The sequence below is a fragment of the Mycobacterium paragordonae genome, assembly GCF_003614435.1.
Taxonomy (GTDB): Bacteria; Actinomycetota; Actinomycetes; order Mycobacteriales; family Mycobacteriaceae; genus Mycobacterium; species Mycobacterium paragordonae.
Map to the genome: position 1 here is coordinate 709863 of NZ_CP025546.1, position 15944 is coordinate 725806.

Genomic DNA, 15944 nt, shown 5'->3' on the forward strand with positions numbered 1-15944 from the left:
CTAGTTCGACAGGTGTAGATACCACAGCCCGTCGTCGCCCTGGCGACAGTCCCAATGTGTGTACGCCCCGTCGTTGTGGGTGATCTCCACGTGCGGGCCGTCGGCCTGGCACGCCGCCAGCGTCGCGTAACTGCCCTCCACCTGGACCTCGTCAGCGTTGGCCACCGCCACCGCGGTGCTGAACAATGCGGCGCCGGCCGTCAGAATCCCGGCAGCGAACATGGTCTTCATCTCCGAGCCCCCTTCCGAAACTGTTGACTGTCGAATTGCCCGATTCGGCGTTCGCGAAACTGTGATCGTCAGTCATTCGAACGTATGATCGAATAATCGTATGATCGATCGATGGGGCGGCTTGCGTCGATCGGGTACAACGGGCAACCGCTCCGCGGGCCTTTCCGGCCGGTGCGTCCGCCGGTGCCAGTGCTGGTGGACCTGACGGTGCTGTTCCCGCGCGAGCCGCACCGCTCGGGTCGCTACCACCCGAACGGCCTGCAGCTGCACAAGGTCGTCGAGGGCAAGCTGAGCTGCTGGGGACTGTGCGAGCAGGGCGACTGGTGGGGCCTGGTGACCTACCCGGTAGAGTTCGGCGCCCGGCAGAAGCCGGTGACGCACTGGGTGCCGGCCTGGACGCTGCGGCGAAAAGGTGAGCGGCCGTGAGGTTCTGCGCGTGTGCCCCTTAGGGTGGACCGAATGAACGAACGGCCATTGCGACCGCTGCGCAGCGTCAAACAGATCACGCGCGGTTTGGGCGCTCTCGATCGCGAGCTGTTCGAGGCGGTCGCTGAGAGCCCGACTCCGCTGCTCGACAAGGCGATGCCGCCGCTGACCCGGGCCGCCGACCATTCCAAGCTGTGGTTCGCCATCGGAGCCTTGCTGCTCGCGTCGGGAAAGCATTCCGCGCAGCGCGGCGCCACCCGCGGGCTGGTGTCGCTGGGCGTCACCAGCCTGGTGACCAACCAGGTCGCCAAGCGCGTCCGCCGGCGGCCGCGGCCGCTCTACGATTCCGTGCCGCTGGTGCGCCGCGTGCGGCGGCGGCCGACGTCCAATTCGCTGCCGTCCGGGCATTCCGCCAGCGCGGCCGCATTCGCCGTCGGAGTGGGGCTGGAAAACCCGACGCTGGGCTTCGGGCTGGCCCTGCTGGCCGGCCTGGTCGGGTTGTCCCGGGTGGCCGTCGGTGCGCACTACCCCGGTGATGTCGTCATCGGGTTCGGGATCGGCTCCGGCATCGCCGTTCTCGGCAGCCGGTTGGTGCCACCCATCGTCGAAACCGCCCTGCCGAAGACCGAACCGCTGCGGGCGGACGTCGCGGAGCGCCCCGACGGTTCCGGGGTGGTCCTGGTCGTCAACCCGGCGTCGAACAGCGGCAACGGAGCCCGCGTTGCCGAGGAGGTTCGCGACCAGTTGTCCGCGGCGGAGATCGTCGAACTCGGCTCCGATGACGACCCGTTGCAGGTAATGCGCGACGCCGTCGCACGCGCCGAGGTGCTGGCGGTCGGCGGCGGCGACGGCACGGTGGCCGCCGCCGCGGCGGTCGCCGCCGATGCGGGGGTGCCGCTGGCGGTATTTCCCGGGGGCACCTTCAACCACTTCGCCAAGGACATCGGCTGCGACTCCATCGCCAAGACCATCGAAGCCATCCGGCGTGGCAGCGTGGCCTACGTCGACATGATGTGCCTGAACGAGAACCACATGGTGGTCAACACCGCCAGCATCGGCGCCTACCCCGCGTTCGTCCAGGAACGGGAGAAGCTGGAAAAGCGCATCGGCAAACCGCTGGCCGGTATGTACGCGATGCTGCACACCCTGCGCAACGGCCAGCCCGTGCGCATCAGCTACGACAACAAGACGCTGCAGACCTCACTCATGTTCATCGGCAATTCCCTCTATCTGCCAACCGGATTCGCCCCGTCGCGGCGCACCCGGATGGACGACGGCCTGATCGATGTGCGCATCCTGGAAACCGGCCGCCGACTGGCCAGGACGAGGATCCTGACCGCGTTGGTGCTGGGCCGGCTGGAACGCAGCCCGCTCTACCACGAAATGCAGGTGCCGGAGTTCACCTTCACCGCGGTCGATGGGCCTACCGTCGTCGCGCATGACGGCGAGATCGGCGAGGAGTACGACAAAGCCACCTTCGTCTCGAAGTACCGGGCCCTGCCGGTCTACCGGCCGCTTCCCCTCATTCGGTGAGATCCTGCACCTGCGCATAGCGCTGCAGGACGCCCGGTGCGGCATCGCCCGCGTACTCCAGCGTCGCCGGCGGGGACCAGGCGGGCGGCGCCGGTGATCCGCTGCATGCCCAGGCCGCCTGCCGCGCCGCGCCTAGTGCGACGTATTCGGCTGCGGTGGGCACCAATACGGGCATGCCGAACACGGTCGGCGCGATCTCGCACACCGCGCGAGACTGCGCGCCGCCGCCGATCAGCAGGATGCGGCGCACACTGACGCCATGAGTGGTGAGCTGGGCGAGGCCCTCGGCCAGCGCGCAGAGCATGCCTTCCACCGCCGCCCTGGCCAGGTTGGCGGGCGTCGAGTTCGAGACCCGAAGCCCGTGCAGCGCACCAGAGGCGTTGGGCCGGTTGGGCGTTCGTTCACCTTCCAGGTAGGGGACCAGTACCAGGCCCGCGCTGCCGGGCGGAGCCGACAATGCCAGGCTGGACAGGTCGTCGTGGTCGACCCGCAGCATCGTCGCCGCCGCGTCGAGCACCCGCGCGGCGTTTAGCGTGCACACCAGGGGAAGGTAGCGGCCGGTGCCGTCGGCGAAGCCGGCTACGAATCCCCGGTCGTCACGGACCGGATCGGCGGCCACGGCGCACACCACACCCGAGGTTCCGATCGAGACGATCACGTCGCCCTCACCGGCGCCCAGGCCCAGCGCCGCGGCAGCATTGTCGCCCAGTCCGGCTCCGAACAGTGTTGCGCCGCTCAATGATTCGGAGGGACCCAGCACGCGTGGCAGGGCAGGACTGCGCCCGCGCAGCGCCAGCTCGAGGAGGTCGACGCGGTACCGGTCGGTTTCGGCGTCGAAGTAGCCGGTGCCACTGGCGTCGCTGCGGTCGGTGGTTACTGCCGCAATGTCGGATTCACCGCGGAGCCGCCAGGTCAGCCAGTCGTGCGGCAGGCACACCGCCGCCGTGCGGTCGGCATGATGGGGCTCGTGGTCGGCGAGCCAGCGCAGTTTCGCGGCCGTGACGGCGGCCAGCGGCACCAGTCCGACGGCGTGCGCCCAGGCCTGCGGTCCGCCCAGGTCGTCCACCAGGTCGCGTGCCGCCTGGGCCGAGCGCACGTCGTTCCACAGCAGCGCAGGTCGCACGACTGCACCGGTGGAGTCGAGGCACACCATGCCGTGCTGCTGTCCGCCCACGGACACCGCTGCCACGTCGTCCAACCCGCCGGCCGCGACGATCGCCTGCCCGGCGGCCGATTCCCATGCGGCGGGGTCGATTTCGGTGCCGTCGGGGTGCGTGGCGCGGCCCTGGCGGATCACCGCGCCGGTGCCGGCGTCGCAGATCAGAACCTTGCAGGACTGTGTCGAGCAGTCGATGCCCGCGACCAGGGTCACGGTCGCAGCAGCTTCTCGACTGTCGCGCGGGCGCCGTCGCGGTGTAGCGAGTCCAGCGCCCACAGATACGGCTCCACGAAACGGGGCTCCTCGATCAGGTTGCCGAAGACCGACCGGTTGGCCAGAAACGCCGACGCGTTCCTGCGCTGCGAGCGTGCGATCGGAATCAGGGTGTCCGCCCGCGGATCCACGACCTCGATAGGACGGCCTTCTTCGTCCACGCCCTCGGCGTAGCGGGCCCAACTGGCCACGATGGCCGCCGACAGTCGCACCGAGCCACCCGAGCGCAGGTTGTCGCGAACCACCGGCAGCAGCCACTTGGGGATCCGGTCCGACGATTCGGCGCAGAGCCGGGCCACCGTGTCGCGGACGTGCGCATTGGCGAAACGGGGGAGCAGGCCATCCTTGAACTCCCTCAGCCCGGGTACCGGCGTCAGTGTCGGCATCGCCTCGGAATCCATGTAGCAGCCCAGTAATTGGGCGATCAGCGGGTCTTGAGCGGCGTCGTGCACCAGGCGGTAACCGGCCAGATACGCGAAGTAGCACAGGCCCTGGTGGCTGGCATTGAGCAGGCGGAGCTTCATCGCTTCGTACGGCGACACGTCATCGGCGAAGGTGACGCCCGCCCGGTCCAGCGGTGGTCGCCCGTCGGCGAAGTCGTCCTCGAGGGCCCACATGGCGAACGGCTCCGTGATCACCGGCCAGGCGTCGTCCACACCGAAATCGGTTGTCAGTCTTTCGATCACATCGGGGGTGGTGGCCGGCGTGATCCGGTCGACCATCGAATTCGGAAACCGGGTGTTCTCGTCCATCCATTGCGCCAGTGCGGGATTGGACGTTTGGGCATAGGAGGTGAACGCCTGCCGCGCGATGTGGCCGTTTCCGACGATGTTGTCACAGGACACGATGGTCGGGGATTTCAAGCCGCGGAGCCGGCGCCGGTTGAGCGCCTCGGTGACCAGTGCGAAAACGGCGCTCAGCGGTTCGTTGTATCCGCCCTCGGTGATCGTCAACGAGATGATGCGCACCGCACGATCGGCGAGCAGCTCGATTACTGCCTCGGGATCATCTGGCGCATAACGGAAGTCGACAATCGAACCGATGACTCGAGGTTCCCGGGTGCCGTCGGGGTGGGCCAGGGTCAGGGTGTACAGATGATCCTGATCGCGCAGCGCGTCACGCATCCGGCGGTCGCCGGGCAGCACACCGACCCCGCAGATGCCCCACTTCCGCGCGATTCCCTGGCTGAGCAGCCGGTCGACGTACATGGCCTGGTGGGCGCGGTGAAAGCCCCCGACGCCGAAGTGCACGATGCCGACCTTGATGCGGCTGCGGTCGTATTCGGGTGTGGGTATCTGCAGGGTGTGCAGGTTGCGGGCGTTGAGTTTCATGCCGGCAACTCGCTGCCGTGCCGGCGGTAGGCGGACGGGGGCCGGCCCCACGCACCCCGGAACGCCCGGGTGAACGAGCTGGCACTGTCGAAGCCCACCCTGGTCGCGACCTGGAGCACGCTCAAATGCGGATCGGCCAAAAGCGCTGCCGCCCGCATCAGCCGGGCCTGCTGCGTGTAGTCGCGCCAGGTCATCTGAATTTCGCGGTGACACAGGCGCCGCAGCGAGCGGGGCGACATGCCCGCGGCTGCGGCGGCCTCATCAATCGTGATGCCAGCCAGTGAATTACGCGTGTGTTTGAGTGCCACAGCGAGTTGCGGATGAGTGGTTGTCGGCAGACTGAACGGGCTCTGCGATCCGAGCAGCTCGGCCAGCAGTTCGGCGAAGCAATGGAAGTACGCCTCGGCCACCGGGTCGGCGGAGCGCCGGTCGATGGGCCACCGGCACGCGTAGATGATCATCTGGCGGATCAGCGGCGACACCATCACGATCCCGGCGCCCGGCCGGGTAGGCCGCAGGTGACCGGGGTGCAGGAATATCGACACCGACCGCACCCGGGTGTCGATCGTGCTGATGTGTCCCAAGCCGGCCGGGATCCAGGCGGCCTGCCGCTCGGACAACACGTAGGCACCGGCATCCGTCTCCACTTCCAAGACGCCCTGCACGACGTACTCCAGCTGGTGCAGGTCGTGGGCGTGGCGCGCCGTGGTTACCCGTTGGCCTTCGTAGACAAACGCACCGGCCGTGCAGGCGCCACCCTGCCGCATGTCGATCAACACAGGATTGTCCGCGCAGGACAAGGCTGTGGCCGTCTGTGCAGAGAATGTCATGGCTCTCCGATGGTACGACTGAGTGTCATGTCAGCGCAGTCGTTTACGCCCGCCGCGGGTAACCCGAGATACACCAAGTACTACGACACCGTCATCGCGCTGTTGACGCGCGAAGAGCGGTGGCGCTCGGCCGTGATCGCGCAACTGGCACTCGAGGCGGCCGACACCGTCATCGATATCGGCTGTGGCACCGCGTCTTTGGCAATCAAGATGAAGCAGCAGCAGCCGGAGGCCCGGGTCATTGGGGTGGACCCCGACCCGCAGGTGCTGGCGATTGCCCGTGACAAGGTGCGCCGGGCCGGAGTCGAGGTCGAGTTCGTCCAGGCCATGGGGGACCGGGCCGTGGAACTCATCGGAGCCGGGATCGCGGACAAAGTGGTGTCCAGCCTGGTGCTGCACCAGTGTCCAGTGCCGATGAAGAAGGCGATCATCGGCGACATGTTCACGCTGCTGCACCCCGGCGGCGAACTGGTCATTGCCGACTTCGGCGTGCAGCGCGACGCGTTGATGCGGCTGGGATTCCGCATCGTCCAGTTCGCCGACGGCAAAGAGGACACCCAGCCCAACGCGGACGGGATCCTGCCCGGGTTGATTACCCGGGCCGGGTTCGCAGATGTCGCCGAAGTGTCGGCGATCAGGACTGTCTCGGGGTCCATCTCGCTTTACCGGGCAACCCGACCGGTTCCGGCGGACGAGATGAACCGTTAATGTCGGACGATGTACCTCTGCGCGGCGTACCTCGCGCGGCCGGCAAAGGCCCTGGCAATCCTGTGTTCGGTGCTCATCCTGGTCGCCGGTTGCCACTCGAAACCTGCGACGTCGAATTCGGACGCATCGCCCGGGGCGGGTGCGCCCGGTTCGTCCCGTGCTACGGCGCCGGTGCCGGCCGGAGCCCTGTTCAGCACCGCCGTGCCGTGGAACGTCGACGTTTCCGGCGCCGCCAGGGCGGGTCGCTCGGATGCGATCATTCAGGCGCTGAGTGCGGCGGGCGGCTGGGGGACCGGAGCCTTCCAGGCCGACTTCTCCATCCCGATCTTGTTCGCCGACGGCAACTCACCGAAGACGAAGGTGGTCGGCGTCGAGGACTATTGCGGCGGCGGACCGGACTGCGACTCCGTTCCCGCGCAAATGCCGTTGCCGGCCAAGGCATACATCGAAGGCTCGTCCAGCCTCAAGTGTGACACCACCGGCGCAACCGAAGGGCAGGAAGACTGTCACCTGCTCGTCGTCGATCGCGACCAACGCAAGCTTTACGAGATCTATCACGGCAGCCAGTCCGGTCAAGACATCACGGCGCAGGCCTTCGTTGTCTGGGACCTCGCCAAGGCATACCCCGAGACATTGCGTGGCGATCAGTGCACCAGCGCTGACGCCGCCGGTTTCCCCATTGCCGCAATGTTGCCGACTGCCGATGAAGTCGCCTCTGGCGCAATCAATCACGCTATTCGCTTCATCCTCCCGAACGACCGGATGAAGGAGGGCGTCTACGTGCGTCCGGCCACCCACGCCGGCGGCCCGGCCAGTACCGATCCCAATGCTCCGCCCTACGGCGTGCGGTTCCGGCTGCGAGCAGACTTCGACGACTCGCACTTCTCCAAATCCGAACGGGTGGTCATCGCCGCTCTGAAAAAGTACGGAATGCTGCTCGCCGATGGCGGCCAGGTGCCGCTCACCTTCGCCGACGACCGGACCAGTACCAAGAAGTGGTCCGAATTAGGCGTCACCGCACAGTCATTCAACGACATCGCCGTCGATCAGTTCGAGGTTGTCGATCTGGGTGAGGAGGTCAAGCTCACCTATGATTGCGTCCGCAACAAGTGAGCGTCGGCTGCTCAGCCTTTGGCGAGGGTGAACTGCGCGACGTCCGTATAGCCCTCGCGGAACAGGTCGGCACAGCCGGTCAGGTACTTCATGTACCGGTCGTAAACCTCTTGCGACTGAACGGCGATCGCCTCGTCGCGGTTGGCTTCCAGCGCGGCAGCCCAGGTGTCGAGCGTGCGTGCATAGTGCGGGCGTAACTGCTGAATCCGGTTGACCGAGAAGCCGGCCTGCTCCGCGTGCTCCTTGACGGCCTTGGCGGGAGGAAGGTCGCCGCCCGGGAAGATCTCGTCCATGATGAACTTCATGAACCGCAGCTTGGTCATGGTGATGGGTAGCCCGCGATCGGCAAATTCGTCCTCGCTGGGCTGAATGATGGTGTGCAGCAACATGATGCCGTCGTCAGGCAGAGCCTCATAGGCCATCTTGAAGAAGTCGGTGTACCGGTCGCGGCCGAAGTGCTCGAAGGCGCCGATGGAGACGATCCGGTCCACCTTCTCGTCGAACTGTTCCCAGCCCCGCAGCAGTACCCGCTTGCTGCGCGGGCTGGGGTGCTCATCGAGCCGTCGCTGGGTGTGCGCCTGCTGATTGCGGCTCAAGGTCAGGCCGACCACGTTCACGTCGTACTGCTCGAGCGCACGGACGATCGTGGTTCCCCAGCCGCAGCCGATGTCGAGCAGCGTCATGCCGGGCTGTAGCCCGAGCTTGCCGAGCGAGAGATCCACCTTGGCGATCTGAGCCTCTTCGAGGGACATGTCATCGCGTTCGAAGTACGCGCAACTGTAGGTCCGGGTGGGATCCAGGAAGATCTTGAAGAACTCGTCGGAGAGGTCGTAATGCGCTTGGACGTCCTCGAAATGTGGCTTCAAAGTTTCGGATTCATTCTGGTTCTCAGGCATAACGGCAACTTTCGACTCGACTCCCCCGTCGAGCGTAGCGTCGCGTGATCCAAGCCCGATTGACCTAAACCATGCTAGCCCGTCGGGAAGGCCGCCGAGGACGCGCGGCCGGAATGCGGCTCTCGCGGCGCGTGGTGGTGCCTGGTGACACGCGGTCCACGCTGGGAAAACGGAGCGGCTCCGCCGTGGAGCCGAAGGATCCGGCCGCCGATCTGGATGTATGAGCCGGGTCGCCAGGTCACCGGCTCCCAGGGGGCGATCCGGGTCCAATCGTGTTGGGCCGGCTCGCGGACGTAGACACCGTTGGTGGACCCACGGTCGACGATGAGCACGTCACCGTTGACGGTGCGGACCTCGACGTGGGCCCGGGACATCAGACCGTCGGGGTCTGCCAGGCTCACCCGGTTGAGTCCGCGTTGCGCCGCGTCAGATCCGGAGGGGTCGCGCCCGATGACGCAGTCGCGGTCGATGTCGATGCGGGAACCGTCTTCGAGGACCACCCACCGGTTGGGCTGCGGGGAAGCGACCGCCGGCGCGTACTGGCGGGGGGCCTGCGCCGACCGCAGGACGGCGCCGTCGCCGGGCACGGTTCCGCCGGTGAGCCGGTATACGCCGCCGGGCTGGACGCCGGCGCGGGACCGCTGGCCCAATTCGTCGACGGCGACGATGGCGGCCACCGCCGGCATCGGCACCGAGTAGTGCACCAGGCGACCGCGGCCGTGCAGCACCGTCCGGTCGTCGCCCTCGTCGAGTGCGACGGTGATGCTGCCGCACAGCAGGATCTCCAGCCCGGCTCCGGTTGGGGTGACGATCCCGACGTCGACCAGGGTGTGCGTCCAGGGCTGACGGGAGAGCTTGGCGAAGGCGCTGACCAGCTTCTGTGGGTTGGTCCGCCGGACCATCTCGGACAGGGCGGCCAACTGTTGCGCGGCGACGGAGTGCTCGGTGAGCGCCGTCCGCTCACGGTGGGCCACCACGATGACGGTGCCGTTGACGTTGGCCACCAGGTGCGCACCGGGGATGACCTCGACGTCGGTCGAACGCAGGGCCGACGGCCCGGCCGCGGCGTATTCGCCGGCCGCCTGCACCGCGGCCGCCACGGCGAGGTCTTCGGCGGGCGACGGGGCTTCGGCCGCCGGGGCTTCGGCTGCCGGGGTGTGCTCGTGGGCCGGGGTGTCCTCGTCGGCCGGGGTTTCGCTGATGCCGATCCGGGAGTGCAACCACCGGAGCGGCCGCGGCGCCCACCAGTTGAGGTCGCCGGCGACGCGCAGGAACGCCGGCACCACGACACCGCGGATGATCGTCGCGTCGATCACGACCGCGAGCGCGGTGCCGATGCCGAACATCTTCATGAACGACAGCCCGTTGGCGAACGAGATCAGGGTGATCGTCAGCAGCAGTGCGGCGCTGGTGACGATTCGTCCCACCCGGCCCAGCCCGATGACGGTGGACGCGTCATTGGACAGGCCCGAGTCGCGGGCCTCCTTGATCCGGCTGAGCAGGAAGATCTCGTAGTCGACGGACAGGCTGAACGCGATGGCGCAGAGCAGGACGACCATCGACGGATTCAGCGGCGCGGGAGTGAACCCCAGCAGTCCTGACAGGTGACCTTGCTGGAAGATCCAGACCAGGACACCCAGGACCGCGCTCAGCACGAGCAGGTTCAGCAGCAGCGCCTTCACCGGGACCACGACGCTGCCCGTGAACAGGAACAGCAGGATGAACGTCGCCACCGCGATCAGCGCGATGGCCAGCGGAAGCCGGTCGGCGATCGCGGCGCGGCTGTCGATCAGCGTGGCGGTGGGACCGCCCACCTCCACCTGGTGGTTGCTGATCTTGGCGCGGATGTCGCGCACCAGGTGCTGAGCTTTGTCGGAGTCCGCCTGCACCGACAGGTAGACGAACGCGTATCCGGCTCCGGAGGCGGCGGGCACCGGGCCGACCGGCTGGCCGTGTTCGTAGCGGCCGATGGGGCCGTTGACCAGGACGACACCGTCCATGCCCGACACCTCGGCGGCGAGCTTGGCGAGCGCGTCGGCATCGTTGCGGGAGACCAGCGTGATCGCCTGTGAGGGGTCGAGGGAGAAGTCGTGCTGCAACGACTCCGCCACCAGGCGGGCGCTGGAGCTGGTCGGTAGCGCACGTTCGTCGGGGGTGGCGTACTGCGCGTGCAGGAACGGGACCCCCAGCGCGAGCAGTGCAGCGACGACCGGCAGTGCGTACAGCAGCGGCCGGCGGGTGACGACCTCGGCGAAGCGCCGCCAGAACAGGGAGTCCGCCGACAGCGGCACCTTGCGCCGGATCACCGCCAGGGAGTCGACGCGCTTGCCGAGCAGGGCCAGCAGGGCGGGCAGCACCACGATCGCGCTGAAAGCCGAGAGCAGGACGGTGGCGGTGGCGGCCAGCCCGACCGATCGCAGGAAGTAGGTGGGAAACACCAGCAGGCTGGTCATCGCCAGGGTGACCGTCGCCGCGCTGAACAGGATGGTTCGGCCGGCGGTGTTGACGGTCGCGATGATGGCCTGGTGGTGGCCTTTCCCGTTGGCGCATTCCTCGCGGTACCGGGACACCATCAGCAGGCCGAAGTCGATCGACAACCCCAGGCCGAACGCGGTGGTGACCGTGAGGGCATGCACCGACACGTCGGTGAGCGTCGTCATGAGCAGCAGGACCGACAGGGTGGAGACGATCGAGACGACCCCGACCACCACCGGCAGCGCCGCGGCGATGAGCCCGCCGAACACGATCACCAACACGGCGAGCGAGATGGGCACCGCGATGCTCTCGCTCGTCTTGAGGTCGTGCTTGACCTTGTCCCTGATCTCCTGCTGCACGCCCAGTGAGCCGCCCGCGCGGACGGTGATGTTGGGGTCGGAGGGCAGTTTCGCGATGATCCGCTTGGCGGTGTCGGCGGCCTCGTCCGCGGTTCCGCCGACGTGGACCAGGATCAGGCCGGAACGACCGTCCTTACTGCGCAGGTCGCCGGCTCCCTCGTCACCGAAAGCCCTGGTGACTTTCGCCTTGGGCTCGGCCGCGATGAGCCGAAGCACCTGGTCCCGCACCGGCGCGACATCGGGCGCTTCGACGGTGCCCTCGCGGGGCAGCAGCTGGATGACCAGGTTCGAAGTGGTGCCGAAATGCTGGTCCAGAAACTCCTCGGCCTGCGACGACTCCGCAGCCGGATCGGTGTTTCCGCCCGTACCCAGCTTGTCGGATACCGAGCCGCCGAGGACGACGCTGATGCCGAGTAGCACCAGGACCGCCGCCAGCACCGCCTTGGGGCGCCGCACGGTGAAAGTGGCCAACTGCCTCAACATGTCATCGCCTTTCCCCTCAGACCGATGCCAGAAGTCTGTCGCGCCGGTCTTGGGGGTTTCTAAAGGTTCGCTGCGCTCAGTTGCGCGGTTCGCCGGCCAGCCACAGGCGCACCAGGCAGCGTCGTTGCGTTGCCTCGGGCGCGTCGACGAAACTGCGCCGGTTGTGCAGGGTGGTGTGGTTGTCGGCGAAGAAGACGTCGCCCGGGTCGAGGGTGAACTCAACGTGGTTGGCGGGGTCATTCAGGGCCCGGTCGAGAGCGTCGAGGGCCTGGCGCTGCCGGTCGCTCATGGGCTGGCCGCTGCGGTAGTGGCCCAATTCGATGTGCAGCCGGTTGTAGCGGATGCGGACACCTTCCGGGGTGTCGGTGAAGATCGAGCCGTGCGTGAACGGGTCCTCGCCCGGCTGGGTCTCGTGTGAGCGGTCGAAGCAGAACTGCCCGTAGAGTTCCTCCACCAGTTCCGGTTGCGTCGCCAGCAGCGCGTTGTACACGGTGTGGCCGCTGACCATGACCGACTCCCCGCCGGACACGGCCTTGCGCAGGCACAGCAGACCGAGGACGTCAGGCCGGCTGCCGGCGTAGGCGCAGGCCGAGTCGGTGTGAAAGATCAACTCGGAGTTGGTCTTCGAGCCGCGTGCCTCCGCGACCGTCTGTCCGGTGTCCTGCACCAGGTAGACCCGGTCGCCCTGACGGTTCTGCGGCTGCGGGCCGCCCAGGTAGGTACCCAGACCCCAGTAGAGCATCGATGCTTCCTCGTCCGACCAATCCTGCAGCGGCAGACCGCGTAACACGCAGAAGCCGGGGCCCAGGCGCAGGCAGTGCCGGATGCCGCGGGCGATCTCCACCAGCTCCGGCTCCTGGAAGTCCGATGCCACGATGGTGTCCAGGCGCCGGCCGAGCCGCCGCAGCCGGTCCCGGATACGCAGGCACGCCGCGGCGTGCTGCGGCTCGACGGCGATCATGTAGTCCCAGGCGTCCAGGCTGGCGTGATCCCAAACCGTCGGGGCGGCGATCGACCGGCGCTGACGTGCTTGCTGTTGTGTTCCATTCGCTGTGAGCATCTCTTCATCTCCTCTCGTCCGGCTGAGATGCGTTTCTATGAGTTTGGCGAGAGTCACTTGAGAAATTCTTGGAGCCGCTCGGCGCGGTCAGCGGTCAGAACAACCAGGTCGGCTGGGCTAACTGGAAGCGCTCGGCGGCGTACCGTTTCAGGGCTGCGGGGCTGAAGTACACGTGTTGGCCGGCCGTGTGCAGATCCCGGAAGCACCGCTGAATGGGGTGGGTGGCTTGCACCGCGCCGGCGCCGGTCAGACCGAACACGGTGTCGACGGCTTCGCGTGCTGCGCGCATCGCCTGTTGCGCGGCGAGCTGGAAGCGGACGCGCTGCTCGACGGCAGGCGTGTCTCCGGCGCAGGCAGTGTCCCACAGCGCACCGGCCTCGCCGAGGAGAAATGCTCGCGCCGAGCGCAAACCGGCTTCAGCCCTTGCCAACTCGACCTGTGCGACAGGGTCCTCTGCGATCGGCCGCGACGTCCCGGCGCGCACCTTCGTGGGCGCAAGAGCGACGAACTCGTCCAGCGCGCGCCGCGCGATCCCGAGCGGGACACCGGCCAGAGCGACTCCGACCAGCGAGAAGAACGTCAGTCGCCAGAGCGGGCCGTCGTGTTGGGCGGGCTCGAAGAAGGGGCTGATGGTGTGTTCCTCGGCGACGCTGAGAGCGCGGACGACGATGTCGTTGCTGCCGGTGGCGCGCAGCCCCAGAACGTCCCAGTTGTCGACGATTTCGGCGTCCTCACGGCGAAGGAATGCGAGGCGCCAGTCGGGACCCCGGTCGGCAAGCAGGCGGGGCGCGTCGCCGTCGAAGACGAACATCCCGGTCAAGAACCACTCGGCGTGCCGGCAACCGCTGGCGAACGGCCAGCGCCCGTCGAGGGCGAAGCGTCCGGTGCCGTCGGGCACCGCCCGCCCGGTAGGGGCGAATACGGTGGCCGCGGTGAAGTCGGCGTCCGCCCCGAACAGCTGCGTAGCGGTCGCCGGTTGCAGCCAGGCCGTGAAAGCCGGCGCCCCCGCGCCGATGGCCGCGATCCAGCCCGCGGAACCGTCGGCGCGGGCCAACTCCTCGATCACCTCGATGAAATCAACGGGCGCCATCTCCGAGCCGCCGAGTGCCCGCGGTTGCAGGGCGCGGAAGATTCCGGCCGCCCGCAACCGCTGGACCAGATCCGCCGGCACGGTACCGGCGGCCTCGGCTTCGGTTGCGCGCCGGGTGATTTCGGGAGCGAGCAGACGGGCGACCGTCATGGGCCGTAATCCGTCGGGCGGGGTGATGGGTGTGCTGGTCGCGGTGGTCATGTGTGGCTCCCCTATTCTGATACAAGAAACTGTATTCGATACAGGAGCATGTACTTAATTATGGGAGCTGTCAAGAAGGAGCCGGCGCGGCGCTATGACTCGACGCAGCGTCGCCAACAGGCGCAACAGAACCGGGCGCGCGTGCTGCAGGCCGCCCGGCAACGCTTCCTCGCCCAGGGTTATGCGGCGACGAAGATCGCCGAGATCGCCCGGGACGCGGGCGTGTCGGTGGAAACGGTGTACAAGACCTTCGCCACCAAAGCCGGTGTCCTGAAAGCACTTTTCGACGTGTCGGTCGCCGGCGACGACGATCCGATTCCGATGGCCCAACGAGAGGTCATCCAGAAGGTGCTCGACGCGCCCGAGGCCACCCGCAAGATCGCGATCTACGCCGAACACCTGGCATCGACCATGCCCCGTAGTGCTCCGGTCCAGTTGCTGGCACGTGACGGGGCCGCTTCGTCTGCGGATGCCGCGGCGGTCTGGAAACAGATCCGCGACGAAACGCTAACCGCCATGAAGATGTTCGCCGCTGATCTGGGCAAGACGGGCCAGCTGCGGGTCGGCGCAGCCGTGGCGCGTGACGTGCTGTGGACCTACCACGCGCCCGAACTCTACGAGCTGCTCGTGCTGGAGCGGGGTTGGTCGGCGGCCCGGTACGGCGAGTTCATCACCGCCGCGCTCACCGACGCCCTGCTCAGGCGGTGACGGGCACCAGTTCCCGGTGCACCGGAACCGCCGCGGCGCTCCGCGGCGTGAACCGGATGAACATCTTCGCCACGAACGGCGCGGCGACCAGCATCAGCACCACCCGGATGACTTGGGACGCCATCACGAACGTGACGTTCGAACCCGAGCCGGCCGCGGTGCCCAGCACCGCGTAGACACCGCCGGGGCTGGTCGCCAGGTACCCGTCGAGCATGCTCAGTCCGGCCGAGTGAGCCAGGACCACGCCCAGGCCGGCCGCGGCCACGTTCAGCACCATGATCAGGGCGAACGCGCCGGGCAGGATCCGGCGAATCGCCCGGAGCGACTCACGGTCCAGCGCCAGCACCGTCTGCAGGACGATCAGCACAATTCCGGCCTGGAACAACACCATCGGCACCGCGAGGCCGTTGGCCAGCCCGGCGAATTCCAGGCCGATGGTGATCACCATCGGGCCGATCAGCCCGCCGCCAGGCAGCCGACGTCCGGCGACCGCGCCGACCGCCACGATGGCGGCGATCAGTGGAAGCGTGAAATACCAAGGCAGAGAGGACTTCTCAGCGATCTCGGCGGTGTGCGAAGGAGTGCTGTGGTAGAAGGCGGTGGCGACGACGGGCATCGCGGCGGTGATCAGCGCAACGCGCAGGTACTGGACGGCCGCGACGACGCGATCGTCACCGCCGAGTTCACGCGCGATGGCGACCAGTCCGGCCGAGCCGCCGGCCACCAGCGCCAGGCCACCGGTCAGCGGCGTGATGTCGCGGTGCAGGCCGAGCAACGCACCGCCCGCGACGCTGAGGACCAGGGTGCTTAGGGCGACCGCGATGACGATCGGCCAGTGCGAGCCCAGCGCGGTGAACGAGATGTCGCGCACCATCAGCCCGGTGTAGACGCCGAGCACGCCCTGGGCGGCCAGGCCGATTCCCGGCACGGCCTTGGGCGCATACCGTGCCATCGACCAGGCGAAGGCCCCGCAGACAACGGCGACGATGAGAAGGTCAATCGGGTTCATGGTGTCGAGGTTTCAACAGACGCCTTGGCGGATTCTTAAAGCGCAGGACAGGCGCCCGG

General features: G+C 67.7%; 14 protein-coding genes. 5 read left to right on the forward strand and 9 right to left on the reverse strand.

Annotated elements, in window-relative coordinates; genetic code table 11:
- Positions 1 to 231 (reverse strand): hypothetical protein, encoded by a 231-nt coding sequence (locus C0J29_RS03220; protein WP_065045362.1) that lies wholly within the window; start codon positions 229 to 231, stop codon positions 1 to 3.
- 111 nt (positions 232 to 342) lie between these two features.
- Between C0J29_RS03220 and C0J29_RS03225 the strand changes: the two genes are divergently transcribed.
- Positions 343 to 657, forward strand: a complete 315-nt coding sequence (locus tag C0J29_RS03225) for a hypothetical protein (protein ID WP_065045361.1) — start codon at positions 343 to 345, stop codon at positions 655 to 657.
- Positions 658 to 690: 33 nt separating this feature from the next.
- The gene (locus tag C0J29_RS03230) at positions 691 to 2190 is read left to right on the forward strand and encodes a bifunctional phosphatase PAP2/diacylglycerol kinase family protein (RefSeq protein ID WP_065045360.1); all 1500 of its coding nucleotides are present in this window, start codon (positions 691 to 693) and stop codon (positions 2188 to 2190) included.
- On the opposite strand, the gene xylB is transcribed toward C0J29_RS03230, so the two are convergent.
- The 3 genes from xylB to C0J29_RS03245 are packed head-to-tail and all read right to left on the reverse strand — an operon-like array spanning position 2180 to position 5783.
- Complete coding sequence (gene xylB, locus C0J29_RS03235; protein ID WP_120791504.1) at positions 2180 to 3562, reverse strand: xylulokinase; 1383 nt, start codon at positions 3560 to 3562, stop codon at positions 2180 to 2182. The two genes, C0J29_RS03230 and xylB, sit on opposite strands and share 11 nt — an antisense overlap.
- Positions 3559 to 4953, reverse strand: a complete 1395-nt coding sequence (locus tag C0J29_RS03240) for a mannitol dehydrogenase family protein (RefSeq protein WP_065045358.1) — start codon at positions 4951 to 4953, stop codon at positions 3559 to 3561. Before C0J29_RS03240 ends, xylB begins: the two co-directional genes overlap by 4 nt.
- Complete coding sequence (locus tag C0J29_RS03245; protein WP_065045357.1) at positions 4950 to 5783, reverse strand: AraC family transcriptional regulator; 834 nt, start codon at positions 5781 to 5783, stop codon at positions 4950 to 4952. The genes C0J29_RS03240 and C0J29_RS03245 overlap by 4 nt, the downstream gene beginning before the upstream one ends.
- Before the next feature lie 27 nt (positions 5784 to 5810).
- Here C0J29_RS03245 and C0J29_RS03250 point away from each other — a divergent pair, with 27 nt between their 5' ends.
- Both C0J29_RS03250 and C0J29_RS03255 read left to right on the forward strand, forming a co-directional pair.
- Positions 5811 to 6491, forward strand: a complete 681-nt coding sequence (locus tag C0J29_RS03250; RefSeq protein ID WP_120791505.1) for a class I SAM-dependent methyltransferase — start codon at positions 5811 to 5813, stop codon at positions 6489 to 6491.
- 9 nt (positions 6492 to 6500) lie between these two features.
- Positions 6501 to 7604 (forward strand): hypothetical protein, encoded by a 1104-nt coding sequence (locus C0J29_RS03255; protein WP_120791506.1) that lies wholly within the window; start codon positions 6501 to 6503, stop codon positions 7602 to 7604.
- An 11-nt stretch (positions 7605 to 7615) separates the two neighbouring features.
- Here C0J29_RS03255 and C0J29_RS03260 read toward each other — a convergent pair whose 3' ends face one another.
- The 4 genes from C0J29_RS03260 to C0J29_RS03275 form a co-directional block, all read right to left on the reverse strand.
- Positions 7616 to 8500, reverse strand: a complete 885-nt coding sequence (locus C0J29_RS03260; protein ID WP_120791507.1) for a cyclopropane mycolic acid synthase family methyltransferase — start codon at positions 8498 to 8500, stop codon at positions 7616 to 7618.
- A gap of 74 nt (positions 8501 to 8574) precedes the next feature.
- Complete coding sequence (locus tag C0J29_RS03265) at positions 8575 to 11817, reverse strand: MMPL family transporter (RefSeq protein ID WP_120791508.1); 3243 nt, start codon at positions 11815 to 11817, stop codon at positions 8575 to 8577.
- Between the two features lie 76 nt (positions 11818 to 11893).
- On the reverse strand, positions 11894 to 12877 hold the full coding sequence (locus tag C0J29_RS03270) for a TauD/TfdA family dioxygenase (RefSeq protein ID WP_120791509.1): 984 nt from the start codon (positions 12875 to 12877) through the stop codon (positions 11894 to 11896).
- A gap of 94 nt (positions 12878 to 12971) precedes the next feature.
- Positions 12972 to 14168, reverse strand: coding sequence for an acyl-CoA dehydrogenase family protein (locus C0J29_RS03275; RefSeq protein ID WP_197748179.1), 1197 nt, complete (start codon positions 14166 to 14168; stop codon positions 12972 to 12974).
- 60 nt (positions 14169 to 14228) lie between these two features.
- Here C0J29_RS03275 and C0J29_RS03280 point away from each other — a divergent pair, with 60 nt between their 5' ends.
- Positions 14229 to 14876, forward strand: a complete 648-nt coding sequence (locus C0J29_RS03280; protein WP_120791510.1) for a TetR/AcrR family transcriptional regulator — start codon at positions 14229 to 14231, stop codon at positions 14874 to 14876.
- On the opposite strand, the gene C0J29_RS03285 is transcribed toward C0J29_RS03280, so the two are convergent.
- On the reverse strand, positions 14866 to 15885 hold the full coding sequence (locus tag C0J29_RS03285) for an AbrB family transcriptional regulator (RefSeq protein WP_120791511.1): 1020 nt from the start codon (positions 15883 to 15885) through the stop codon (positions 14866 to 14868). The genes C0J29_RS03280 and C0J29_RS03285 overlap by 11 nt on opposite strands.
- Positions 15886 to 15944: the final 59 nt, after the last annotated feature.

Bases quoted from the DNA above. Each gene is read 5' to 3' on its own strand.
- C0J29_RS03220 (WP_065045362.1), bottom strand. From the start codon at position 231: ATGAAGACCATGTTCGCTGCCGGGATTCTGACGGCCGGCGCCGCATTG.
- C0J29_RS03225 (WP_065045361.1), top strand. From the start codon at position 343: ATGGGGCGGCTTGCGTCGATCGGGTACAACGGGCAACCGCTCCGCGGG.
- C0J29_RS03230 (WP_065045360.1), top strand. From the start codon at position 691: ATGAACGAACGGCCATTGCGACCGCTGCGCAGCGTCAAACAGATCACG.
- C0J29_RS03240 (WP_065045358.1), bottom strand. From the start codon at position 4,953: ATGAAACTCAACGCCCGCAACCTGCACACCCTGCAGATACCCACACCC.
- C0J29_RS03245 (WP_065045357.1), bottom strand. From the start codon at position 5,783: ATGACATTCTCTGCACAGACGGCCACAGCCTTGTCCTGCGCGGACAAT.
- C0J29_RS03250 (WP_120791505.1), top strand. From the start codon at position 5,811: ATGTCAGCGCAGTCGTTTACGCCCGCCGCGGGTAACCCGAGATACACC.
- C0J29_RS03255 (WP_120791506.1), top strand. From the start codon at position 6,501: ATGTACCTCTGCGCGGCGTACCTCGCGCGGCCGGCAAAGGCCCTGGCA.
- C0J29_RS03260 (WP_120791507.1), bottom strand. From the start codon at position 8,500: ATGCCTGAGAACCAGAATGAATCCGAAACTTTGAAGCCACATTTCGAG.
- C0J29_RS03265 (WP_120791508.1), bottom strand. From the start codon at position 11,817: ATGTTGAGGCAGTTGGCCACTTTCACCGTGCGGCGCCCCAAGGCGGTG.
- C0J29_RS03270 (WP_120791509.1), bottom strand. From the start codon at position 12,877: ATGCTCACAGCGAATGGAACACAACAGCAAGCACGTCAGCGCCGGTCG.
- C0J29_RS03275 (WP_197748179.1), bottom strand. From the start codon at position 14,168: ATGACCACCGCGACCAGCACACCCATCACCCCGCCCGACGGATTACGG.
- C0J29_RS03280 (WP_120791510.1), top strand. From the start codon at position 14,229: ATGGGAGCTGTCAAGAAGGAGCCGGCGCGGCGCTATGACTCGACGCAG.
- C0J29_RS03285 (WP_120791511.1), bottom strand. From the start codon at position 15,885: ATGAACCCGATTGACCTTCTCATCGTCGCCGTTGTCTGCGGGGCCTTC.